At 36.8% G+C, this 23,674-nt stretch carries 23 protein-coding genes, 1 tRNA gene and 1 pseudogene; 19 read left to right on the top strand and 6 right to left on the bottom strand.

Going from position 1 to position 23,674, the window contains the following annotated elements; all coding sequences use genetic code 11:
• Window positions 1–404 precede the first annotated feature (404 nt).
• The 4 genes from hfq to ACFIK2_RS08505 all read left to right on the top strand — a co-directional run bounded on the left by hfq (window position 405) and on the right by ACFIK2_RS08505 (window position 5,239).
• Window positions 405–644, top strand: a complete 240-nt coding sequence (gene hfq / locus ACFIK2_RS08520) for an RNA chaperone Hfq (RefSeq protein WP_375677158.1) — start codon at window positions 405–407, stop codon at window positions 642–644.
• A gap of 53 nt (window positions 645–697) precedes the next feature.
• Window positions 698–2,035 carry a GTPase HflX gene (hflX, locus tag ACFIK2_RS08515; protein WP_375677157.1) on the top strand — a complete coding sequence of 446 codons (1,338 nt, stop codon included), beginning with the start codon at window positions 698–700 and terminating at the stop codon, window positions 2,033–2,035.
• Between the two features lie 149 nt (window positions 2,036–2,184).
• Window positions 2,185–4,011, top strand: a complete 1,827-nt coding sequence (locus tag ACFIK2_RS08510) for a hypothetical protein (protein WP_375642967.1) — start codon at window positions 2,185–2,187, stop codon at window positions 4,009–4,011.
• A gap of 151 nt (window positions 4,012–4,162) precedes the next feature.
• Window positions 4,163–5,239, top strand: a complete 1,077-nt coding sequence (locus tag ACFIK2_RS08505; protein WP_375636981.1) for a COX15/CtaA family protein — start codon at window positions 4,163–4,165, stop codon at window positions 5,237–5,239.
• Window positions 5,240–5,259: 20 nt separating this feature from the next.
• On the opposite strand, the gene argC is transcribed toward ACFIK2_RS08505, so the two are convergent.
• On the bottom strand, window positions 5,260–6,192 hold the full coding sequence (argC, locus tag ACFIK2_RS08500; RefSeq protein ID WP_375633151.1) for an N-acetyl-gamma-glutamyl-phosphate reductase: 933 nt from the start codon (window positions 6,190–6,192) through the stop codon (window positions 5,260–5,262).
• A gap of 323 nt (window positions 6,193–6,515) precedes the next feature.
• On the opposite strand from argC, the gene glyA reads away from it, so the two are divergent.
• From glyA to nusB, 6 genes are all read left to right on the top strand, one after another.
• A complete protein-coding gene (gene glyA / locus ACFIK2_RS08495) occupies window positions 6,516–7,829 on the top strand; it encodes a serine hydroxymethyltransferase (protein ID WP_375677156.1) in 1,314 nt (437 codons plus the stop codon).
• 11 nt (window positions 7,830–7,840) lie between these two features.
• The gene (gene nrdR / locus ACFIK2_RS08490; protein ID WP_375633149.1) at window positions 7,841–8,323 is read left to right on the top strand and encodes a transcriptional regulator NrdR; all 483 of its coding nucleotides are present in this window, start codon (window positions 7,841–7,843) and stop codon (window positions 8,321–8,323) included.
• A complete protein-coding gene (gene ribD / locus ACFIK2_RS08485) occupies window positions 8,316–9,446 on the top strand; it encodes a bifunctional diaminohydroxyphosphoribosylaminopyrimidine deaminase/5-amino-6-(5-phosphoribosylamino)uracil reductase RibD (protein ID WP_375633148.1) in 1,131 nt (376 codons plus the stop codon). The genes nrdR and ribD overlap by 8 nt, the downstream gene beginning before the upstream one ends.
• A complete protein-coding gene (locus ACFIK2_RS08480; RefSeq protein WP_375633147.1) occupies window positions 9,428–10,045 on the top strand; it encodes a riboflavin synthase in 618 nt (205 codons plus the stop codon). The genes ribD and ACFIK2_RS08480 overlap by 19 nt, the downstream gene beginning before the upstream one ends.
• Window positions 10,046–10,126: 81 nt before the next feature.
• Entirely contained in the window at window positions 10,127–10,582 is a 456-nt protein-coding gene (locus ACFIK2_RS08475; RefSeq protein ID WP_375611572.1) for a 6,7-dimethyl-8-ribityllumazine synthase, read from the top strand.
• Between the two features lie 2 nt (window positions 10,583–10,584).
• Window positions 10,585–11,055: a transcription antitermination factor NusB gene (nusB, locus tag ACFIK2_RS08470; protein WP_015856452.1), complete on the top strand. Its 471-nt coding sequence runs from the start codon at window positions 10,585–10,587 to the stop codon at window positions 11,053–11,055.
• A 75-nt stretch (window positions 11,056–11,130) separates the two neighbouring features.
• On the opposite strand, the gene ACFIK2_RS08465 is transcribed toward nusB, so the two are convergent.
• Entirely contained in the window at window positions 11,131–11,610 is a 480-nt protein-coding gene (locus tag ACFIK2_RS08465; RefSeq protein WP_375618522.1) for an outer membrane protein assembly factor BamE, read from the bottom strand.
• A gap of 221 nt (window positions 11,611–11,831) precedes the next feature.
• Between ACFIK2_RS08465 and ACFIK2_RS08460 the strand changes: the two genes are divergently transcribed.
• The 5 genes from ACFIK2_RS08460 (at window position 11,832) to ACFIK2_RS08440 (ending at window position 15,725) form a co-directional block, all read left to right on the top strand.
• Entirely contained in the window at window positions 11,832–12,389 is a 558-nt protein-coding gene (locus tag ACFIK2_RS08460) for a DUF177 domain-containing protein (RefSeq protein ID WP_375618504.1), read from the top strand.
• A gap of 149 nt (window positions 12,390–12,538) precedes the next feature.
• Window positions 12,539–13,609: a phosphate acyltransferase PlsX gene (plsX, locus tag ACFIK2_RS08455; protein ID WP_375618503.1), complete on the top strand. Its 1,071-nt coding sequence runs from the start codon at window positions 12,539–12,541 to the stop codon at window positions 13,607–13,609.
• A gap of 49 nt (window positions 13,610–13,658) precedes the next feature.
• Window positions 13,659–14,633 carry a beta-ketoacyl-ACP synthase III gene (locus tag ACFIK2_RS08450; protein ID WP_375607115.1) on the top strand — a complete coding sequence of 325 codons (975 nt, stop codon included), beginning with the start codon at window positions 13,659–13,661 and terminating at the stop codon, window positions 14,631–14,633.
• Window positions 14,634–14,710: 77 nt separating this feature from the next.
• Complete coding sequence (locus ACFIK2_RS08445; protein WP_375633144.1) at window positions 14,711–15,025, top strand: integration host factor subunit alpha; 315 nt, start codon at window positions 14,711–14,713, stop codon at window positions 15,023–15,025.
• A 196-nt stretch (window positions 15,026–15,221) separates the two neighbouring features.
• Window positions 15,222–15,725, top strand: coding sequence for a MerR family transcriptional regulator (locus ACFIK2_RS08440; RefSeq protein WP_375633143.1), 504 nt, complete (start codon window positions 15,222–15,224; stop codon window positions 15,723–15,725).
• Between the two features lie 1,048 nt (window positions 15,726–16,773).
• Here the strand turns inward: ACFIK2_RS08440 and thrS are convergent.
• The 3 genes from thrS to ACFIK2_RS08425 form a co-directional block, all read right to left on the bottom strand.
• Complete coding sequence (thrS, locus tag ACFIK2_RS08435; RefSeq protein WP_375633142.1) at window positions 16,774–18,750, bottom strand: threonine--tRNA ligase; 1,977 nt, start codon at window positions 18,748–18,750, stop codon at window positions 16,774–16,776.
• 112 nt (window positions 18,751–18,862) lie between these two features.
• Entirely contained in the window at window positions 18,863–19,213 is a 351-nt protein-coding gene (gene yidD, locus ACFIK2_RS08430) for a membrane protein insertion efficiency factor YidD (protein ID WP_375633141.1), read from the bottom strand.
• Complete coding sequence (locus ACFIK2_RS08425; protein ID WP_375634486.1) at window positions 19,214–19,642, bottom strand: iron-sulfur cluster assembly scaffold protein; 429 nt, start codon at window positions 19,640–19,642, stop codon at window positions 19,214–19,216. It abuts the gene before it with no gap.
• 125 nt (window positions 19,643–19,767) lie between these two features.
• Here ACFIK2_RS08425 and folE point away from each other — a divergent pair, with 125 nt between their 5' ends.
• The 4 genes from folE (at window position 19,768) to ACFIK2_RS08405 (ending at window position 22,610) form a co-directional block, all read left to right on the top strand.
• A complete protein-coding gene (gene folE / locus ACFIK2_RS08420; protein ID WP_375633139.1) occupies window positions 19,768–20,379 on the top strand; it encodes a GTP cyclohydrolase I FolE in 612 nt (203 codons plus the stop codon).
• Window positions 20,380–20,516: 137 nt separating this feature from the next.
• Window positions 20,517–20,601: transfer RNA gene (locus ACFIK2_RS08415), tRNA-Leu, on the top strand.
• Between the two features lie 192 nt (window positions 20,602–20,793).
• Complete coding sequence (locus tag ACFIK2_RS08410) at window positions 20,794–21,966, top strand: alpha/beta hydrolase (RefSeq protein WP_375618498.1); 1,173 nt, start codon at window positions 20,794–20,796, stop codon at window positions 21,964–21,966.
• Between the two features lie 137 nt (window positions 21,967–22,103).
• Window positions 22,104–22,610 (top strand): hypothetical protein, encoded by a 507-nt coding sequence (locus ACFIK2_RS08405; protein WP_015856440.1) that lies wholly within the window; start codon window positions 22,104–22,106, stop codon window positions 22,608–22,610.
• 401 nt (window positions 22,611–23,011) lie between these two features.
• Here ACFIK2_RS08405 and ACFIK2_RS08400 read toward each other — a convergent pair.
• A pseudogene (locus tag ACFIK2_RS08400) lies at window positions 23,012–23,674 on the bottom strand (tyrosine-type recombinase/integrase); the annotation flags it as partial.

Below are 23,674 nucleotides of genomic sequence, written 5' to 3'. Positions count from 1 at the left end.
GCCGGCAGTCTTTGAAATAAGGACAATTTAATAGCGGTTATATATACAGTAAGCTGCGAATGTCTCTCTTTAATATCGATAATCGTTAATAAATGTTGTTGTCCGCTTACTTTTATTGATTCTAAACGAAGCAGATTCATCATCACATATAGTCTGTAATAGCTTAGGATGTATAAAAGTATGCCTTTGAATTGTAAGCTCATAAAAAAGTAAACGTGGAAAAATTTTTAATTTAATATAGCTTTTCGTAAGTTGTACTTTATTATTGTCTTAAAGAGCTGTTTTTTCTCTAATTTCAGTTGTTTGTTGCTGAATTTTTAAGCTTCTACGTTGACAATTGGATATTTTTCAGTCGATATGCATGCACGAATATTTTATGCAATCTAGATAAAGGTGTAAGAATAATGGCAGAGCGATCACAACACCTGCAAGATGTGTTTTTAAATACGGTGCGTAAGCAAAAAATTTCCCTTACAATTTTTCTTGTCAATGGCGTTAAACTCACGGGTATTGTAACTTCATTTGATAATTTTTGTGTTCTTTTGCGCCGAGATGGACACGCGCAATTGGTTTATAAGCATGCTATTTCTACGATTATGCCTGGACAGCCTGTACAGATGTTTGAGAGTGAAAGTCCTGAGTAAACATATCATTTTAAGATAGACCTCTTATCCCATTTAAAAGTACTTAGATTGCTATGATAAATGAAAATGAGAGATTAGGAGGGGTATTTTCGCAGAATACAGAACAGGTGCGCGCACTTGTTCTGATACCGATTTTTCAAGAAAATAGAAGTGAAAGCTCTTTGAGAGAGTGTTCTATATCTTCTCGTGTTAAAGAATCATTGGGGTTAGCGCGTGCTATAAGGTTAGAAGTTGTTAATTATGAAACGATTAATATTGCAACGCCTCGCTCTGCGACTCTCTTTGGAAAAGGTAAAGTAGATGCGTTAACCTGTTATATAGATGAATATTCTATTGAGCTTGCGATTGTAGATCACTTTTTAACGCCAGTACAGCAGCGTAATTTAGAAAAATTATGGAATTGCAAAGTTATCGATAGAACGGCTTTGATTCTTGAAATTTTTGGGGATCGTGCACGAACAAAAGAAGGAGTTTTGCAAGTAGAGTTAGCGCGTTTGTCCTATCAAAAAGGGAGGCTTGTACGGAGTTGGACGCACTTGGAAAGGCAACGGGGGGGGCGTGGCTTCCTAGGTGGACCTGGTGAGACGCAAATTGAAGCAGATAGGCGTCTTTTACAAGAGAAAATTATTCGTATTCGCCGCGAATTAGAAACGGTTATTAAAACACGTGCACTTCATAGAGCAAAAAGGAAAAAAACATCTTATCCTGTTGTGGCACTGGTAGGATATACGAATACAGGAAAGTCAACTCTTTTTAACCGTTTAAGCGGTGCGGATGTTTTAGCAAAGAATATGTTATTTGCAACGCTTGATCCGACTTTGCGCAAAGTTGTTCTTCCCCATGGAAAAACTGTTCTTTTGTCTGATACTGTAGGGTTTATTTCTAACTTGCCAACGAATTTGATTGCAGCTTTTAGAGCAACCCTTGAAGAAGTGGTTGAAGCGGATCTCATTCTTCATGTAAGAGATATGTCAGATCTTGATCATCAAGCACATGCCCAAGATGTTTTAGAAGTGCTTTCAAGTCTTGATATCGATATTGATGATATGGAGCATATCATAGAAGTTTGGAATAAGATTGATATGTTAGATGAGCAAGCATTGAATGTTTTACAAACAAGTGCAAAGACGCGATTAAATCCTGCTCTCATGGTATCAGCACTTAAGGGGGATGGACTCGATCAATTATTAAGAGCCATTGAAAAGCGAATTTTTGGAGAGGTGCAAAGCATTGAATATCTTTTACAACCTCATGAAATGTCGCTTATTGATTGGTTTTATGAAAACTCTGCGGAAATAGTGCAAGAAGGGCATGATGATGGGTCTATTACCATTAGAGCGGTTGTTACTTCTGAAGCAAAAAAACAACTAGAGAGCCTCAAAAAAATATGAATTAAGTTCTTTAAAAATATTTTTGAACATTTGTGCTTAAATTTTATATTTTTATTATCTCAAAATAATATGACAGCAAGTTAAGAGGATAGTTACTACTTTCTCTTAATAAAACAATATGAAGAAGTATTTTGCTGGTTAAAATAAAGATGAGTCTTACATGTAATAAAAGACTATTCGTACGTACCGTATGGCGAAGCATTTTGATTGTTTTGCTATTACAAATTCTATGTGTATCTTTGATTTGGTTGTATTATTTTGTCCAGCCCCGTGGTTACCAAGCAACTTTAACATTTTCATTATCTGATTCTGTAGGAAAGCCATTACCAATTAAAAAGCAAGACAATGTTATCGCTTTTTTGTTTTCACAGCCTATGTTCTTCAATGATTCGAATTTTTCTTTAAGTGCTTCTTATAAGAAAAAAAATCATGAAAATATCCGTTTATCGCGTCATGGTGATTTTATCGATCTTATTTTTGAAGCCGAGACACTTGAAGCAGCTCAACGTGGGTTGGAAACTTGGTTTTCCGCATTTTCACAAGCAATCATAAAACAGAAACAATTCTTGTTAAATGATAAATTAGAAGACAAACAATATGATAATATTGCAATCCTTAATATCGTGCAGGAATTTCGTAAATCTATTGATTCTTTTATTCAGCGTGGTGTAAAACAAACAGAACTTCATAATCTTTCGATGCAATTAACGCAAGCAACTTTAAAGCGTATTCATTTAACAAGTTTGAATTCAACGATTAACATGATGCGTGAAAATGGGCAGTCTTTACTGTCTTTATCGTTTATTGCAGGCAATTCAGCAATTGTTTCTCTGGAATCTAAACGTGATCTCTTGGAAACGCAAAGAGCACATATGGCTGCACAATTAGGGTGGACACATCCTCAAATTAAAGCGATGACTGCAGAATTAGAGACAGTTTCTCATCAATTAAAAAATAAAATTTTACAGATTGTTTATCAAGTTCATTCAGATGAGTTTATTGCAACGGAATTGGAAAAACAGCTTCAAAAAAGGGTGAGTTTTTTTATAAGAGATCAATCCCAATCTTTGAATGAAATATTTAATGAATTTGAAAATAAAATAAAAGCAGCGATCGATGTCCAAAATAAAGCGATGAGCAAGTCTGTTCAACGAAGAGAAAAAGTCATTGGTTCATATTGGGGATTGAGTGATAATCCTCTTCTCTTACAAAATACAAATATCCACGTGGTTATGCCAATAACGTTAGCACCAATTTCTTTTATGGCTCTTTATGGAAAAAATATTCTTGTGAGTGCATTGGCCAGCTTCCTTACTCTTTTGCTAGGAATCTTGTTATTCTATCCGTGCTTTAAAAGGAAAAAAGACCAAATCTCAGAAGAGGATTTGAGATCAAAAGAAAATTCTCTTAAGAAGAATGAGAATATTTTAGTCTCTCAAGAAATGAAAAATTTTGAAGCTTTTATTACGATAGAGGGATTATCTGATGTTTTGAAATGGCGTGCTTCAACCATTATTTCAATCATTGGACCAGAGGCTGCACGGACAGCGGCAAAGCTTTCACTTCATCTCACAAAAGAGAACAAAACAATTTTGTTGGTCGATATTTCTGGTCAACAAATAGAGAAAGTCATTGGTCCACATCGCGGACTGAGTGATATTTTAACGGGCAATGCCAAGTTGCATGATGTTATTTACCGTGATTATGATACGGGGGTTGATATTCTTCCTCAGGGGGTAACAAGTGCCATTTCAGCACAAGATTTTTCAAATGATATTTTTCATATATTACAAGAATTTAAAAAAGAATATGATTTTATCATCCTAGAGATGGCAAGCGAACCAAAATATGGGTTTGAGCAATTTGCAGAGCTAACAGACTATTATATTTGTAATACTGTTCTTAATGAACAAGAATGGATGATGCGGATGGTAGACAGCTTTCCAAAGACTGTTTATCGCGTTGTAGCATCATAAGCTTCGTAAAGTAAAAAAGAAATATGTATCGCATGTTATAGTGGTACGCTTGTTTTTTGCTAAAGTTGTAGTACATACTAAAATAGACAAAGAGTTAATGTTTAAATTTTAAAATGCATTTTAGTTGGAGAGAAGCGTGGGGCAATCAGAGATGGTAGTAAAGAGATTAAACAATAGCATTTTAACGCCTGTGCAAAAGGAAAATAGAAAACATATACAGGTGTGGCTTTACTCTATTTTATTGCTGTGTTTGGCAATTGTCTTAGTGGGTGGCGCTACTCGTTTGACGGGATCAGGATTATCTATAACGGAATGGAAGCCAATACACGGCGTTATTCCACCGATTGGTGTGGATCAATGGCAAGAGGAATTTTTAAAATATCAACAGATAGCACAATATAAGCTGCTTAATCCTGATATGACCTTAAGTGCTTTTAAGGTCATTTTTTGGTGGGAATGGGCGCATCGTGTTCTTGGGCGTCTTGTTGGTCTTGTCGCTTTATTGGGGCTCATTTGGTTTTGGGCGACTAAGCGTGTTGAAAAAAATATCTTACTCCCGCTTATTGTTGTACCTATTCTTATCGCCTTTCAAGGCTTTATTGGTTGGTGGATGGTTGCTTCAGGGATTGGGCAAAGTAGTTTAACAAGTGTGAGCCAATATCGTTTGGCATTTCATCTTATAACGGCATGTTTTGTTATTGTTTTTGTTACTTATTTATCTCGAGGGCTTGCAGAATATTCAGAAAAGCCAGCAAATCAAAAGGTGCAATATTTTGCGGCTTGGCTTGTTATTCTCGTCTTGATAGAGATTTATTGGGGTGCTTTGGTTGCAGGGCTTCATGCAGGAAAAGTCTATAATACATGGCCCCTTATGGATGGTCAGATTATTCCTGATGGATTGTTACAGCATCGTCCTGTTTGGCTCAATTTATTCGAAAATCCCTTAACGGTTCAGTTTATTCATAGATTTTTTGCTTATTTTTTATTGATTGCCTCGGCTATTCATGCTTTCTATGTACAAAAAAATGTTCCCCGTTCAACCCACTCTCGTCGTGCATTTCTTATCTGTGGTATGATTATTATCCAAGCACTTTTAGGTATTTTGACACTGTTACATGAGGTTCCGATAAGTTTGGGGCTCATTCATCAAAGTATGGCATTAGTCGTGTTGTGTTTTGTTGTTGCGCATTGGCGAGCAACAAAAGGGGCTTATCCCGTTGTTGAATAAAAGTTTGTGAGTAGGGAGGTTTAGTTGCCTGAAAGCATTAAATCGAGGTTTTGGATAGCTGCAGCTGATGCGCCTTTTCCTAAATTATCGAATAGGGCGCTGAGATTGAAAATACCTTCACGATCATTTCCAAATACGAACAGTTTCATACCATCTTTATTGGCTAAATACTCTGGATTAAGTCTTTCAAGTGAAACAGTTTCTTCTTGTGATGCGACTAAAATGGTATTTTGTCCTTCGTAATGGTTTGCGAGAATTTCGCGCAAATCAGAACAGTTTGCTGATTTTGTGAATAAATGGCGATGCAGAGGAAGATTCACAATCATTCCTTGGGGAAAACGACTCACACTTGGTATAAAAACTGGGGTTTGATTGATTTGTCCATAGATTTTAATTTCTGGCACATGTTTGTGTTCAAGATTAAGACCATAGATAAAATAATTGTCCTGAATATTTTGTTGAGATTGATTTTCCATTTGTAAAATCAACTGTTTTCCACCACCGGTATAGCCGGAGATTGCATTAATCGAGATGGGATAATCGGCGTCTAGCAGTCCTGCTTCACGGAGTGGGCGAATCAAACTAATGGCACCGGTAGGATAGCATCCGGGATTGGTTATATAATGTGCTGCTTGGATGCGCTTTCTTTGTCCTGCTGTCATTTCAGGAAAACCGTAAACCCAGTCTGGTGCAACACGGTGGGCTGTCGAGCTATCAATAATCCTAATGTTTTTATTTTTTTTAAGCCAATGAACTGTTTCGCGTGCAGTATCATCTGGAAGACACAAAATAGCAATATCGGCTTGATTAAGATAGTCTTGTCGCAGATGAACATTATGGCGATCTTTATGAGCAAGAGAGAGTAATTTTAAATCTGTACGCCTTTCTAAGCGTTTTTGTATTTGTAGTCCGGTTGTGCCATGTTCACCATCAATAAAAACTTTGGTTAGCATTCTTATTTGCCTTCGTATTAACTTTGCCTATTATATTCAGCTTTTCACATTATAAATTATTTTTAATCATTAAATTATTGAATTTCTTTAGATTATAGATACCTTTTGTAAAAGGTGTAAACAAATAAGAGTGTAAAAAAAAGAAATGTAATCTCATTTTTTACCATTCTCGAGAGGGAAGTTTTTCGCTGTTTTTATAACAAAGAATAAGATAAATATTTGCCTCATTATTTTTGAGTGTAAGTAGTTTAAAATGTTTGGTTTGCATGGTTTGCTGTGTTATCGTTCCTTGACTTTATTTTTTTATGTTAGGAATGTGTTTTATGACTCAGCAAGAAAATGACGCACAAAAGCGCTTTTTTAATGATAATTTACAAACTGTTGATGGTGCAATTTTTGACGCAATTAGAGGGGAGTTTGAGCGTCAACAACATGAAATTGAGCTGATTGCTTCAGAGAATATTGTTTCAAGAGCGGTCCTTGAAGCGCAGGGGTCTGTTTTAACCAATAAGTATGCAGAAGGTTATCCAAGAAAGCGCTACTATGGTGGGTGTCAATTTGTTGATGTCGTTGAAGATTTAGCTATTGAAAGGGCAAAACAGCTTTTCGGTGCTGCGTTTGCGAATGTACAGCCTAATTCTGGTAGCCAAATGAATCAAGCTGTCTTTTTAGCTTTACTTCAGCCTGGTGATACATTTATGGGGTTGGATTTAAATGCTGGTGGTCACCTTACGCATGGTTCACCTGTTAATATGTCAGGAAAATGGTTTGATGTTGTTTCCTATGGTGTGCGTCAAGAAGATCAGATTATTGATATGGATGAGGTTGAGCAGCTTGCAAAAGAACGTAAGCCAAAACTTATTATAGCAGGGGGCTCATCTTATCCACGGCTATGGGATTGGGAAAGATTCCGTGAAATTGCAGATGAAATCGGTGCTCATTTACTCGTTGATATGTCTCATATTGCTGGTCTTGTTGCTGGTGGCGTGCATCCTTCACCTGTTCCACATGCGCATATTGTAACAACAACAACACATAAATCGCTTCGAGGTCCACGTGGTGGTTTAATATTGACAAATGATGAGGCTTTATCCAGAAAAATTAATTCTGCAATTTTTCCTGGTCTTCAAGGTGGTCCTTTAATGCATGTGATTGCCGCAAAGGCTGTTGCGTTTGAGGAGGCTTTGCGTCCCTCTTTCAAGAGTTATAGTGCTAATGTTGTCGCTAATGCGAAAACTTTAGCAAAAACATTACAGGGTAATGGTTTTAATATTGTTTCTGGTGGTACAGATAATCACTTGTTGTTAGTTGATTTACGTTCCAAAAATCTAACAGGTAAACGTGCTGAATTGGCTTTGGGACGCGCTCATATTACCTGCAATAAAAATGGCATTCCTTTTGATTCTGAAACGCCATCTATAACATCGGGAATTCGTTTGGGATCACCTGCTGCCACGACGCGTGGTTTTTTAGAAAAAGAGTTTATTCAAGTTGCTCATCTGATTTCAGAAGTTCTTGATGGTCTTCGGAGTGCAAAAAGTGATGAAGATAATCATGCCGTTGAAATGGCTGTTGAGAAAAAGGTAAAAGATATAACGAATCAATTTCCTCTTTACTCTTATCTTACCACTCGTTAAGGATACAAAGGATGCGCTGTCCTTACTGCCAATATGAGGATACACAGGTCAAAGACTCACGTCCAGCAGAAGAGGGGGCAGTGATTCGCCGCCGCCGTGTGTGTTCCGTTTGTGGTGGTCGTTTTACAACTTTTGAACGTGTTCAGTTGCGTGAGCTCTTGGTTGCTAAAAAAAGTGGACGATGTGAACTCTTCGATCGTGATAAGTTAATGCGATCAGTTGATGTGGCTGTACGTAAGCGCAATATTGATCCTGATCATATTGAACGAGCAATTTCTGGCATTGTACGCCAGCTTGAAAGTTTGGGAGAACCAGAGATTGCTTCAGAAAAAATTGGGCATCTTGTGATGGAAGCATTGAAAAGAATTGATGATATTGCTTATATTCGTTTTGCTTCTGTGTATCGAGATTTTCGTAATGCAAGCGATTTTCACGATGTTATAGATGAATTGTCAAAGGGTATCGCGGATACAGAATCTCGTTTTGATGAATAAAAAAGTGCAAGATGAACGGTTTATGGCTGCAGCTATTCGTTTAGCAGAACGTCATGTCGGTCTTACAGGTGAGAATCCTTCCGTTGGTACGTTAATTGTGCGAAACGATAATGGTGCTGTGGGGGCTTTTATTGTTGGCTATGGCGTAACAGCTATTCATGGGAGTCCTCATGCGGAAGTGCAAGCTTTACACATGGCAGGTTCTTTGGCTCAAGGAGCGACTGCTTATGTTACTTTAGAACCTTGTGCGCATTATGGAAAAACTTCGCCGTGTGTGAATGCGCTTATTGATTCAGGTGTTTCTCGAGTTGTTGTTGCGCTGACTGATTGTGACAAGCGTGTTGATGGTCATGGTATTGCTCTTTTGCGAGCAGCGGGTATTGAAGTGGTTGAGGGCATTTTAGCTGAAGAGGCTTTTGAATCCTTATGGACGCATTGGTGCATAAGGAAGATACAACGCTGTGCGGTCACTTTTAAAATGGCAATTTCTGCCGATAATGGTGTTGGAAAAAGAGAGAAGGGCAGCGTAAAAATTAGTGGAACACTTTCTCATGCTCATACGCATATTCTACGTGCTCAAAATAATGCTATCCTCGTTGGTATTGGTACTATATTAGCAGATGATCCACAACTCAATTGCCGCTTGCCAGGGATGGAAATGCGCTCACCAATTCGTATTATTTTGGATGCAGATTTATCTATCCCCCTTGATGCAAAAGTTGTCCAAACAGCCATAAAAATTCCTACATGGGTTATTTGTGATGTGGATCTTTCAAAGAAAAGCAAAAAAAATGCATTGGAGCAATATGGTGTGTCTGTTTATTCGGTCGAGATGAACAATGGTTGTGTAGAACCCTTTGCTCTTTTACAGATGCTTTATAAACATGGGATTAATAGTGTTTTATTGGAAGGGGGCGTCAAGACAGGGGAAAAATTTTTGAATGCTGGTTGTGTTGATCATTTGATATGTTTTCATACCCCTATTGTTTTAGGCAAAAATCGTATTGAAGCCCCTCATTTTGGAAATTATCTCTCGCAGTTTCATGAGATTGAGACAAGAATGTTTGGAAATGACCGTTTTTATAAGTGGAGACGTAAGACATTATGTTCACAGGAATTATAACGGATATTGGTTGTGTTGAAGATGTTCAACCTTTAAAGCAGGGGATGCGTTTAAAGATTTCTACCCGCTATGCTATAGAAAGCTTAGCAATTGGCGCGTCAATTGCTTGTTCAGGAATTTGTCTGACAATTGTAGAGCGAGGATTAAAGCAAGAAGATACCAATTGGTTTGTTGTTGAGGCGTGGGAAGAAACATTACGTTTAACGAATCTTGCACAATGGATAAAAGGAACTTTTGTTAATTTGGAACGTTCGCTTCGATTGGGTGATGAAATGGGAGGACATTTAGTTTCTGGTCATATTGATGGTTTGGCTGAAATCATTGATCAAAAAAATGAAGGGGATGCAATTCGTTTTTATTTAAAAGTTTCAAGACAATTTATGCCTTTCATTGTTAATAAGGGATCTATTGCACTTAATGGGACATCTTTGACTGTTAATGGTGTTGAGGATTGTGTTTTTGATGTTCTTATTATTCGCCATACACTTGAAATGACAACGTGGGGACAAGCTAAAATTGGAGATCGGGTCAATTTGGAAATTGATCAACTTGCTCGTTATGCTGCAAAACTTTTTGCTTTAAAAAGAGAAGATGAATAAGCCAACACTCTATTGATCGTTTTCAGAATTTTATGCTTTATAACTTTGATTTTTTTGATTCGTTTTTTGTGGAATTCCATTATGATGAAAGAGATAGGTAAAAAGCCTCACGTATTGATTGTTGAGGCACGTTTTTATGAGGGGATTTCTGATGCACTTTTGAGAGGTGCAGTGAATACTTTGCAAAAAGCTGAAGCAAGTTATGATGTTGTAACGGTTCCTGGAGCATTAGAAATACCAAGTGCAATAGCTTTTGCTGAACAAAACAAGATATCGTATGATGGTTATGTTGCTCTTGGTTGTGTTATTCGAGGTGAAACATATCACTTTGAAATTGTTGCTAATGATTCTTGTCGTGCATTGATGGATTTAACTGTTCATCAGCACTTGGCTATTGGAAATGGTATTTTGACTGTTGAAAACGAAGAACAAGCATGGGTGCGTGCAAAATTAGATGACAAAAATAAAGGTGGTTTTGCGGCTGAAGCTGCTTTATGTATGATCGCTCTAAAAAAGAGATTTGGAGATAATCGTTAAATATGGCTGATATAAAAAGCAGACATTTTCCGCGTTCAGCCAATAAACGTGGAGCAGCAAGACTCGCTGCAGTTCAAGCACTCTATCAAATGGATATCGTGGGTTCGGGGGTGATGGAAACGGCAGCTGAGTATGAGGCTTATCGTTTGGGAAAAGATATTGATGGAGACCAATATCTTGAAGCTGATTTTCAATGGTTTTTGGCTATTATAACGGGTGTTGTAAAAGATCAAAAGCAGCTTGATCCTCTGCTTCATCAACAGCTTTCTGCAGAGTGGTCTCTTTCACGTCTTGATTCTATATTGCGAGCAATTTTACGAGCAGGTTTATGGGAGTTGATCAACCGTAAAGATGTTCCCGTTGCGGTTGTCATGAATGAGTATGTTGACATAGCAAAGGCGTTTTTTGAAGGTGATGAGCCAAAACTTGTTAATGCAGTTCTTGACAGTATGGCAAAAAAAGTTCGCCTCTAAGAGTTACAAATCCCCCTATTATAGATCTGATATTATCAGACCTATAATATTGAAACGGTATGCAGACTATATAATTCAGTTATGGGGTGGCAAATTCGCAGGGCCTTTTATAATTTGAATTAAGAAAGGATGTTCTTTTGTTACAGTTGGCGTTGTTTGTGTAATAAAATCAAACACTTGACCGTCTTGTAATCCGTAATTTGCAACTTTTGCAACCTGATTATTTTTATTGAAGTAAATGGCTAAAACTTTGCGATCAATAATCTTTGTTTTCATAAACTGCATCCCACGATAACGTGTCTGTGAGATGTAATAAAAAACTTCATTATCATATTTTGTTTTTAATGAGGGGGTCCCTAAAGTTAAAAGAACTTGCTCTTGACTTGAGCCAATAGAGATAGAACTTAGAGCATTTTTATCAAGAACATAGCCTTCTCTATAAATTTGGCTCGAACCTGAAGAATCAAGAAGGCTACACCCAGAAAGCATTCCTATGCTTGCTATTGATAGACCAATCAATAATTTACGTTTGATTAAGGCTATTATGTGAGGCATTTGAAACAATAGTATCTCCTTTTTATACTGAGATGTAGGACAAGAAGGCAACCTCAAGTTTTTTCTAATTTTAACTTAATCTACCGTAGCTTACACTGAGTTTCCCTGTTATAAAGCAAATTATGCCATATAGAATTTCTTTAGAAAAGAAAAAAATGCATAAATACTTGAGATAAATAAAAACATAGTGCTTTACGCGTTTTTATGTTTGGGAGTTGTCAATGAATGTTCAAAATGTTCCTCAAATGACATTTGCTTTGGCTTATCCAATATCTGTACGTTCTCTACCTGCTAAAGGTATAAGGGTTCATTTTTGTGCAAACAAAAAAGAATGTACACATTTAGCCCAGAACCATGATTTAATTGAAGTAAAATCTTGTGAGGGAAAATTCCATATTTTCCCGTGGAAAAAACGCGGAGTGCGTATAAAAGGTCTGTTGCAAGCGCGTATACTACAGTTATGTGTTGTTACATTAGAACCATTAGAAAATATCCTTTGTGAAAATATTGAGGTTGTTTTTGTTCCTGAAGATTCAAATTTGATGAAGCCCAAAATATCAGAGGATACAGGGGAATTGTTTTTAGATGTGGAGGGGCTTGATACTCCTGAAGTATTTTATGATGATAAAATTGATATTGGCGCAATCATGGAAGAGTTTTTTGAGTTGTCTATTAATCATTATCCACGTAAAGAAGGGATAAAGATGAATATGGGTGAAAATTTAGAAGAAGCAGAGCGAAAATTCTCTCCATTTTCTGTTTTGAAAAATTGGAAGTGATTGTAAAAACATACAAAAAATATCTATTGTATGCTAAACGGTATTTTCTGCGAAGCGATTTTCGCAAGATGTGCTGTGTGAGTATTCAGGAGCCAAAAATCATAATATGTATTTAAAGATGTAAATGAAAAGATGTGGGATATGCAAGCGTGATTAGAATTTCTGTGGATGTCATGGGCGGTGATTACGGTCCAGAAGCAGCTATTGCAGGAGCAGCAATTGTACAAAAATATTTATCAAATATTTATTTTCTATTTTATGGAGTAGAGGAGGCTGTTCGTCCGGTTTTAAAAAAATATCCCTGTTTGGATTCTGTATCGCGCTTTTGCCCTACAGAAAGTTATACACGCATGGATGAAAAGCCAAGCCAAGCACTTCGTAATGGACGTGGTAAATCATCAATGTGGTACGCCATTGAAGCGGTAAAAAATGGTGAAGCTGATGCTTGCATTTCTGCTGGTAATACGGGTGCACTCATGGCCATGTCTTATTTTTGTTTGAAAATGCTTGCAGAGGCTGAACGTCCTGGTATTGCGGGTATCTGGCCAACACTGCGCAGTGAGAGTATTGTTTTAGATATTGGAGCAACAATTGGTGCCTCTGCTAGTCAGTTGGTTGATTTGGCGGTTATGGGAGCAGGTATGTTTCGCGCTTTATATCACACTGAAAGACCAAGTGTTGGGCTTTTAAATGTGGGGGTAGAAGAGGTTAAAGGACTTTATGAAATAAAAAAAGCAGGAATGATATTGCGTGAAGTGCAATTAGAAGGATTGGAATATAAAGGATTTGTTGAGGGCAATGACATTGGAAAAGGAACAGTCGATGTTGTTGTGACAGAGGGGTTTTCTGGTAATATTGCTTTAAAAACCGCAGAAGGAACCGCGCGACAGATAGGAGAGATTTTAAACTCTGCAATGCGCAGTTCTTTTTTAACATCTCTTGGTTATTTTTTATCACGGGGTGCTTTTCGTATACTGAAACATAAAATGGATCCTGATAGGGTGAATGGAGGAGTGCTTTTAGGTTTGAATGGTGTTGTTATAAAAAGTCATGGCAGTGCTAATGCTAATGGCTTTGCTTCTGCTATCCGCGTTGGTTATAAAATGGTTAATAATGGACTTTTACAAAAAATAACGGCTGATTTACGGCGATTTCATGAAAATAAAGAAACACTTTTTGACCAAGAAGATGAAGCGGTGATGAATGGAGAGTCCTTATGATAAGCTCTTATAATAGAAATGAAAAATTTGAAGAAAAGGTAAGAGCTGAATGATTCGGTCAATTATACGTGGTGTAGGAAGTGCTTTGCCGAAAAGAAGTTTATCAAATGATGAGATTGCAAAGTTTGTTGAAACGTCAGATTCATGGATTGTTCAGCGTACAGGAATACGCCAACGTTATATTGCCAGTGAAAATGAAACAACTGTTTCTTTAGGAGTTGAGGCTGCGCAAGCAGCACTTACAAATGCTGGTTTAACAATAAAAGACATCGATTGTATTATTTTAGCAACGTCTACCCCGAATCGTACTTTTCCTGCTTCTGCTGTTGAAATTCAGCATGCTTTGGGAATGAGCCATGGATTTGCTTTTGATATTCAAGCTGTTTGCTCTGGTTTTATTTTTGCTTTAACAACAGGAGATTCTTATTTACGGTGTGGGGGAGCTAAAAGAATTTTAGTTATTGGATCCGATACATTTTCTCGAATTTTAGATTGGGAAGATCGTACGACATGTGTTTTGTTTGGTGATGGTGCGGGTGCTGTTATTTTGGAAGCACAAGAAACTGAGGGGGATATTGCTTTTGAGCGTGGTATATTGTCTGCGAAATTGCGCTCTAATGGTGCTTATATAGATAAGCTATATGTTGATGGTGGACCTTCAACAACACAAACGACAGGCTATTTGCGTATGGAAGGACGAGAAGTTTTTAAATATGCTGTTGGTATGATAACGGATGTGGTTGATGATTGTTTTGCAGCTGCAGGTATGGATTCTTCACAACTAGATTGGTTTGTACCTCATCAGGCTAATAAGCGCATTATTGAAGCATCTGCTAAAAAGCTAGGAATTTCACTAGATAAAGTTGTGATTACCGTTGATCAACATGGTAATACGTCTGCTGCATCAGTTCCGTTGGCTTTAACAACAGCTGTTTGCGATGGAAAAATAAAAGAAGGAGATCTTATCATGTTAGAAGCCATGGGAGGTGGATTTACATGGGGAGCAATTCTTATTCGTTGGTAAATTATGGCTACTTGACCATATTTCAAGAAAACGTATAAGTCATTTTGTAATTTTTAATATTTTAATAGGTGGTTATAATGACAAGTAAGACAGTAACGCGTGCAGATTTAGCGAGCGTAGTTTGTAAAAGAGTGGGCTTGTCACATACTGAATCAGCAGCTTTAGTCGAATTGGTTTTGGATGAGATTTGCAACTCACTTGTAAGAGGTGAAGCGGTTAAATTATCTTCTTTTGCAACTTTTCAGGTTCGCAGTAAAAATGAACGTGTTGGACGCAATCCAAAAACAGGTGTTGAAGCACCTATTCCGCCGCGACGTGTTGTGACGTTTAAGGCTGCCAATGTTCTTAAACAGAGAATTTTAGATTCGTATCGTGCAAAACAGAAAAAATGATATCTCATAAATAAATGCCATGGTATGTTTGGTATTTGTTAAAGAAATGTATAAAATAAGGGTCTTTGTTTTTTAGAAAAAGACTGGTGAGTAAGGTGTCAATGATGGTCTTATTTTTGACTAATCTTGTTGAGAAATTGAGACAGAATGAGTCATTGTAAAGTAATTTATTTTGTTTTAAATAAGGTGTTACAAAATGGATAAAAGCTCTGATGCTTTTCGCACAATTAGCGAAGTAGCGGAGTTATTGGAGCTTCCGCAGCATGTCTTAAGATTTTGGGAAACACGTTTTAGGCAGATTAAACCAATGAAACGTGGGGGAGGAAGGCGCTATTATCGTCCGGTCGATGTTGATTTGCTCAATGGTATTAAGCAGTTACTATATGATCAAGGTTATACGATAAAAGGTGTGCAACGCCTTTTGAAAGAAAATGGTGTTGCTTTTGTAACTGCATTGGGTAATGGTGATCTTGATGCTATGAATGTGGTCATAGAGAAGAAACATGCAGGACAAACTTCTGAAAATGCTAGCAATAAGCCTAAGAAATCTTCTTTTGGGCTTTTGAGTTTCATGAGGAGTGAAGGAGAAACATCTGTCGGTTCTGTGAATCTTTACAAAGATAAAACTGATAAAGCATTGTTACAAGAAATTCTGTTTGAACTCATTGAATGTAAGCGTGTTCTTGATAGAGCACGATAATAATATTTTTTTGTTTTATATGTGTTTCGTAGATATTTAGATGTTTTATGGATGTGCCCAGAATTTTATACGTTCAACGAGTAGTCATATATCGTATGTGTATATTTAACGAGTTTTTTATAAGAGTTTTTCATTTGGTAAAACATGAAGAAGAGAAAGAATAAACGCTGAGTTTTGCCATTTTTTTGATTTGGCTTTATAAAAATTAAGGCAATATCTCATCAGTGTAGATTGCGGGATGTAGAATGCCATTAGCTTACCAATTCATGTGCTTGTTTTAAAGAGATGTTTCTTAAGGCTTCTTAATCTTATTTTACCATAATGCCTCGTGAATGATTAATGGTAAACTCGTTGAGTACCGCTATTTTTATACTTATGAAGGTTCAAGTCGGCATCATCATTATAGTTATAGCCTGTTCTCAATGACTGCAACAATCCTTAGCACTTTAGGCGGCTCATTGTAGGCATTTTAAAAGTCCTTTCTCAATAATTTTTATCCATACACTCATTCCGCTTGTTTCGTGCAAGCAAATGATTTTGATAGATTCAACATAAACATATTAAAAATAAGAGAAGCCTATGATATTCGAAACCTTATTTAATATGAATAACGATATATTATCATTATAAATCAATATCTTGTCCTTTTTTATAAGGGCTTATCTTACGAATAAGAAATATCATTGTTCAGCTAATTTTACATATTTTTTATTAATAAATATAATCTTGTTTTCAGTTTTCTTGCTTGATGTTGCTATAATTATTGTAATGATCTATCCATGATAGTAGCAGAATCTTTTCATTATAAAGGTAAAAGATTAATGTTATTATTAATATTCAATTGTCTATGATTTTTGCATTTAAACAGCTCATAGCTTACATTCAACTTTTTCACCAATCCACCTTGTAGAGAGAGAGCACGTTACTCTTTCTGATGATAGGTCATTGTGCATGAAACAAAAACACACTACAATATCAAATTATTTCATTTTGTACAAAAACTGAAGATTTATAGTAAAAAATTAACGTATTACCATCTTCTGTGATATTATGCATTTATGACACGTTGCAAATCTGGAGGTGTTGCTTCATTTGAGAGTTGTTTAATCACATCTTCTACAGATAAAAGGGTTTGATTTGTACTTCCTAAGCGGCGTATATTTACGCTGTTTGTTTCAGCTTCACGTTTGCCACATACCAAAATTACGGGGACTTTTTGTAAAGAATGTTCTCGTATTTTATAGTTAATTTTTTCATTGCGGAGATCTATTGTTGCGGAAAGCCCAACAGCTTTAAGTTTTGCTGTTATTTTTTGGGCATATTCATTTGCTTCGGATGTAATTGTTACAACAACAATTTGTTCAGGAGCAAGCCAAAGTGGCATATGTCCAGCAAAATTTTCGATTAATATACCAAAAAAACGCTCCATTGATCCCAAAATAGCACGGTGGATCATAACAGGTTGACGTTTTTCTGAATCTTTATCAATATAGAATGCACCAAAACGTTCAGGGAGATTAAAGTCTATTTGTGTTGTTCCACATTGCCATTCACGACCGATAGCATCCTTTAATGTATATTCAAATTTTGGACCATAAAATGCTCCTTCACCTGGAAGGATGCTTGTTTTGATTTGTCCTGCAAATTTTGTTTCAATCGTTTTAAGGACAGATTCCATGATACTTTCTGCATGATCCCATAATGCATCAGATCCAACTCGTTTTTCTGGACGTGTTGAAAGCTTAAGACTAATTTCTTTAAAACCAAAATCAGCATAAGTTGATAAAATAAGATCATTAATACTGAGACATTCATCGGCTAATTGTTCATCAGTACAAAAAATATGCGCATCATCTTGTGTAAAACCACGCACACGCATAAGACCATGTAAAGAGCCTGAAGGCTCATAACGATGAACAAGTCCAAATTCAGCAAGTCTAATAGGCAAATCACGATAAGATTTTAAACCATGTTTAAAAATTTGCACATGACCAGGGCAATTCATTGGTTTAAGGGCATAAACATTCCCATGATCTGAATCTTCTGCTGCTGAAATTACTTTGAACATATTCTCCTTATACCAACCCCAATGGCCAGATATTTCCCAGAGTGACCTATCGAGAACTTGTGGTGCATTAACTTCAGCATATTGATGATCATCAAGGCGTCTACGCATATAGCTGATCAAATTTTGGAACATTTTCCAACCTTTTTTGTGCCAAAAAATCATTCCTGGCCCTTCTTCTTGAAAGTGAAATAAGTCCATTTCACGTCCCAAGCGGCGATGATCACGTTTTTCAGCTTCTTCTAGCATATGGAGGTAGGCTTTTAAGTCATTTTCATTTGCAAATGCTGTTCCATAAATTCTCGTGAGCATTGGATTATTGGCATCGCCACGCCAATAAGCTCCTGCAACTTTCATTAATTTGAAAGCATTCCCAATTTGCCCTGTAGATTGCATGTGCGGTCCGCGACAAAGATCAAACCACTCCCCTTGATAATAAACTTTTAAATCTTGATTTTCAGGAATGCTATCAATAAGTTCAACTTTATAAAATTCTTTTTTCTCAGAAAAAACTTTTCTTGCTTTTTCACGAGACCAAATTTCTTTTCTAAAAGGTTTATTGCGTTGGATAATTTCACGCATTTTCTGTTCAATGACGGTGAGATCATCTAATGTAAAAGGTTGTTGGCGTGCAAAATCATAATAGAATCCATTCTCAATGACAGGACCTATTGTTACTTGCGTTTCAGGAAAGAGCTCTTGCACTGCTTCAGCAAGGACATGGGCGCAATCATGCCTTATGAGCTCAAGAGCGCGTGAATCTTCTCGGGTAATAATCTCTACTTGACCAGATTGTCCCAATGGATCCGATAAGTCTCGCGTGATACCATCAAGACTATAGGCGACTGCTTTTTTTGCAAGTGATTTAGAAATAGATTCTGCTAATTCCAAGCCTGTCATTTCGGCGGGGTAATTACGTTTTGAACCATCGGGAAAAAAAAGAGAAATAGAGCAAGACATAAAAACACCCTTTTAATCCAATTCCGCTAACGATTGCGGATGGTTTCGTGAAAATTGAGTAAAAAGCTTATAGACTAATTTTTTTATCAATACATGTGAAAAAAGAAAAGGATTATTTGTTGTGTTTGTCAGAAATTTTCCAGTAACACCAAGGTTTATAAAAACAGCAAGAATTTCCAAGCGATGGAGGGACTGGATCAAAGCCATCTGTTCCAAAGGGTCCACAACGCATGATACGAAAGAGTCCCATCCATGCACCAGCCCAAAGCCCATGGCGTGCAATCGCTTCATATGTATATTCTGAACAAGTCGGGGCATGGCGGCACTGATTACCTATAAGGCTCGAAAGTGTTATTTGATAGAAACGTATTAAGAAAACACCCAATAATCGTCCGGGCGTTTTTTGCCAAGTGCCTGTGTAATTCCGAGTCAACTTTTTTTGTCTAGATTGTGATTTGAACATTTATTTTTCTTCAATTTTTTGAATGCAGTCTATCGTTGCATCAAAGGGTAGTAGTGTTGCTGCATGGCGCACTTTATAGTCTTTAATGGGCTGTAAGCAAGAAAAATCCTCAAATGGAGCTTGAGGAGAAGGACCATTTTGCGTTAGCATTTGGTAGATAACTTCACGCAATATTTTAAGATCTTGAGTTGTTTGTCCGATGATATGAGATGCTAAAAGTGAAGCTGAAGCTTGCCCTAGCACACATACATGTATTTCGTGAGCAAAATCGGTAATAATACCATTTTCCACTTTTAAATCTACAGTGATTGTCGAACCACAAAGGTGTGCATGTTTTCTTGATGTTGCATCAGGATTATTAAGACGCCCAATTTTGCCTATATGTGCAGCATATTTAAGTATTTTATCATTATAGATATTATCAATCATGCGCTATTGCCTGAAATTTTGAGAGTCGTGATTGTTTAAACTTTTAATTCGCTTATATAGAGATTATACAAAATGAGATAGGTATGGAGCAAATGCTTTGTATAGAGTAAGCTTGGAGTTTTTGAATGCGTAATGTTGTTAAAGAAGACACAAATTTATCTGAAGAAAAGCGTCCGAGTATTGAAGAGGTGGAAGAGGCGATTCGTACATTACTCTTATGGATAGGGGAAAATCCAAATAGAGAAGGGCTTTTAGATACTCCAAAACGTATAGCCAAGGCATATCGCGAGCTTTTTAATGGTTATAGTCAATCGGTTAAAGAAACCTTAGGTACAGTTTTTGAAGAGGTTTCAGGATACAATGAAGCCGTAATCGTAAAGAATATACCTTTTTATTCACACTGTGAGCATCACATGATCCCAATTATTGGGAAAGCACATATAGCATATCTTCCTAATGCAAAAATTGTTGGTCTTTCAAAAATTGTACGTGTTGTAGATATTTTTTCTCGTCGTTTACAAACTCAAGAAGCTATGACAGCGCAAGTGGCTCACGCGTTAAAAACGTATCTGAAGCCTCATGGTGTAGCAGTATTGATTGAGGCTGAGCACATGTGTATGGCTATGAGAGGAATCCAAAAACAGGGCTCTACAACAATTACAAAAAACTTTCATGGTTATTATGAAAAAGATCAAGCGGCACAAGCACATTTTATGATGATGGTTCAAAGGTCATAGTAAAGCCCATATTTCTCGTAATCTTTATTAAGTTATAAAGCATCCGGATAAAATAAATTATGAGAAAAAGAAAATTGGCTTGTACCTTTCTTTATGATTTGTTAAAGGCTAAAAACCGAGATTTTTTCTTTCCACGTGCGGTCGTGGCGGAATTGGTAGACGCGCAGCGTTGAGGTCGCTGTGGGGCAACCCGTGGAAGTTCGAGTCTTCTCGACCGCACCAGTTAGCAGTGAGTCTCTCCATAATGAGATGAAGTTATGTTAGAGAGAGGGGATTTATAGGCATTATAGAAAAATCTTTTTTGTATGTTATTTGTTGGTGTGTTGCCAATAATGTTTCGTTTTTATTACTTTATCTATGCATTTGAAATGTTATATTTTTATAAGGTGGGGTGAAGTTGCAGTGAGAAGTATAATGATTCTGAGATATTTAACACTTCTTATTTGTATTTCTTTATTATCAGCGTGTAGTGATTCACGTGCTGTACTTTGGCATGGGGTGCATGCAACACCTTCTATGACTGCCGTAGAAAGGGAAGTTGAAGGGAAACCAGTTTCTCCAAAAGCCATCGTTCCAGTGTATGTTGCAACGAGTCGTATGATGCAAAATAATTACGCTCAACCTTATGGTGCAGAGCGATCAAATAAAGTTCATTATAATCGTGTTGACGTAGGAATTCCTCAGCAACATGTAAAGGGAGTTGTTGAAATAAATGCCTATAAACCTACGCATGATAAGTATTTTGCAGCAGTAGCATTGCAAAAATACGATAATAAAGAACAGTTTAAACAGCGATTAAATGCTGCTTTAGCAAAAAAGCCAAAAGGAAAAAGAGAAATTTTTCTTTTTATCCATGGGTATAATAATAATTTTGCAGATGGTACATTTCGTACAGCACAGTTTACACACGATTATTCTTTAAATGTTGTCGCTGTGCATTATTCTTGGCCTTCGGCCGGATCAGTTCCTCTTTATATTTATGATCGTGACAGTGCTAATTTTGCCCGTGACGGATTGATAGAGCTTTTAACACTTATTAGTGAAACCAATGCTGATCAAATTTCGGTTATTGCACATTCTATGGGCAATTTTGTTATAATGGAAGCATTTAGAACGTTAGCGTTACAGGGAAAATATAGGCCTATTCGTCGTATTACAAGTTTATTAATGGCTGCACCAGATATTGATGTTGATGTATTTGAGCGCCAACTTAATGATATAAAAAAACTCCCGCAGCCAACCGCTATTTTAGTATCCAGAGCGGATAAAGCTCTTGCGGTTTCAGGACGTCTTACGGGTGGACATCATCGTGTGGGCGATGGCTCAGATATTGAAATGTTGCGTAAAAATGGAATAGCTGTTCTTGATTTCTCTCATGTGGATGGGGGGGCACACAATGTCTTTGCATCTTCGCCAACATTGATGGCTCTTTCTCGAGAAGGTTCTTTGGCTTCCACAATTATGCAAGGTACAGAATTGTCACCTAGTCAAGCCCTTCTTGCTGATGGTAGTAGTGTGTTGGAAAAAACAACACATCTTATCCTTTATACACCTGTACGTTTTCTCTCTCCACGGATTCCACGTTGATCGTGAAAAGAGAGAAGAGGCTCCATCGAATAATGTATTGGAGGTAATATTTTTTAGCACTTTCTTTAGAATGGTCTTGTAAAATGAAAAATAAATGGCGGGATGAATGTAAAAAACAGTCATTAGGTGAGTTTGTGATGATTGCACGGAAACGCTATGTTAATACGCCTACAGTTGTTGATTATTTATCTCATTCCGCAATTAAGTTATTAGACATTCATGCTATGCTTGTGAAGGTGAGAAAAGGTGATATGGGGGAAAAACCAAATTTATTGCGTCAAATTGATTCTACAAAAAAACAGTTAGATGAGATAAGCCATGCTCTTATTTTAGAATATCGTAAACGCCAAGAAAATGAGCGTTTTTTAAAACAAATTCTGCTATCCATTTCCGATCAACTTTTTGCACTTAATAATGGTTTTAAGGAAACAGGACGTCTTTTTTTCCAAGAAGTTAGAATACTTCAGTCTCAGATGCAATGTTTGTATGAGGGAAAGGAGAGGCTGCATTTGTTGAATAGCCAAGAATCTTTTTGTTCTCCATCAAAGATTGATGAAGTCATTAAACAGTTACAAAAAGCACGAGAAAAGCTTATTCTTGAAAGCCCACATCTCTTTGAAAAAAGCACAAAAGCTAAACAATGAAAGTTCTTTAGTTGAGCAGATCGATAATTTGAATTTTACAGCAAAAACGCTGTTAGATAGAAGGCTATAACCTTTTTAAAGAAAAGAATTTGCTTTAATAAATGAAACGCATGTATTTTATAATCTCACTCTTTATTGCATTAAAGCTTTAGAAGACTTTGGTTATATCTTTGCTAAAGTTAAGGCTGATGAATTAGGTGGCTTTATTGAAAATAAATGTTTGTGGAAAGAATTTTTCAAAAAACTTTCTGATTCTTTTAATAATAGCCCGCCGGATAATTTTACCAATGTTATGAAGTTGTTAGTGTATTCATTAGGCAAATAAAAAGCAAGTAAAATAAAATATTTATGTCTAATATAAGGGAATAGGTGAATCTTGATTCTATTGAGTTTTTTTGCCTCTATCCCTCATCTTTTTGAAGCTTTTTTATGGTTGCAAGAGCGAGTTTTTTACGGTCTGTGCTCTTTGTGTAAAGAGATGCCATAGCATCATTTGTCCAGCCAAAAATTGCTTTGAGTTGTGATACTGTTGCACCAGAATTAGCGGCCACGTTTTGCTGCTAATTTTCTCAATTCATGCGCCGATTTTTTGATACCTGCTTTGGTACACACATTATAAAATGTAATTCCGAAGCTTTTTTTGGGTATTTTTTTCCCGCGTTTACCACAAATGAATGTTTCTTCTCCAATAGGACCAACTTCAAGCGTTTTGGCTAATTCCGGTAAAATAGGTAGAAAGATATCTGTTTTAAATTGGCTCTTTTCTGTTTTGATGTGAATGATATTATCTTTGACGTCTTTCCAGCCAATGCGGACCGCATCACCACGACGCAGACCCGTGTAAAGAAGAACATCAATCCAAACACGTTCATGGGTACCATGTGACCAGCGTTGGTAATATTTTTCAACATCTTCTTCTGTCCAAACGGGAAAGCCCTCTTTATTTTTAAGAGGAGGTCTTGTGATACCTAAAGTAGGGTTGCTTTCCAAAAGACCTTGATCAATTGCCCAATTAAAAAGTCCATTAAGGGCTTTCAGAAAGTTTCTAGCCATTGCTGGTGTTT

Origin of the sequence: Bartonella sp. AP88XZML (assembly GCF_042195565.1) — a bacterium.
Lineage (GTDB): Bacteria > Pseudomonadota > Alphaproteobacteria > Rhizobiales > Rhizobiaceae > Bartonella.
Note: the sequence above shows the minus strand (reverse complement) of the source record. Positions and strands in the feature narration are given on the sequence as shown.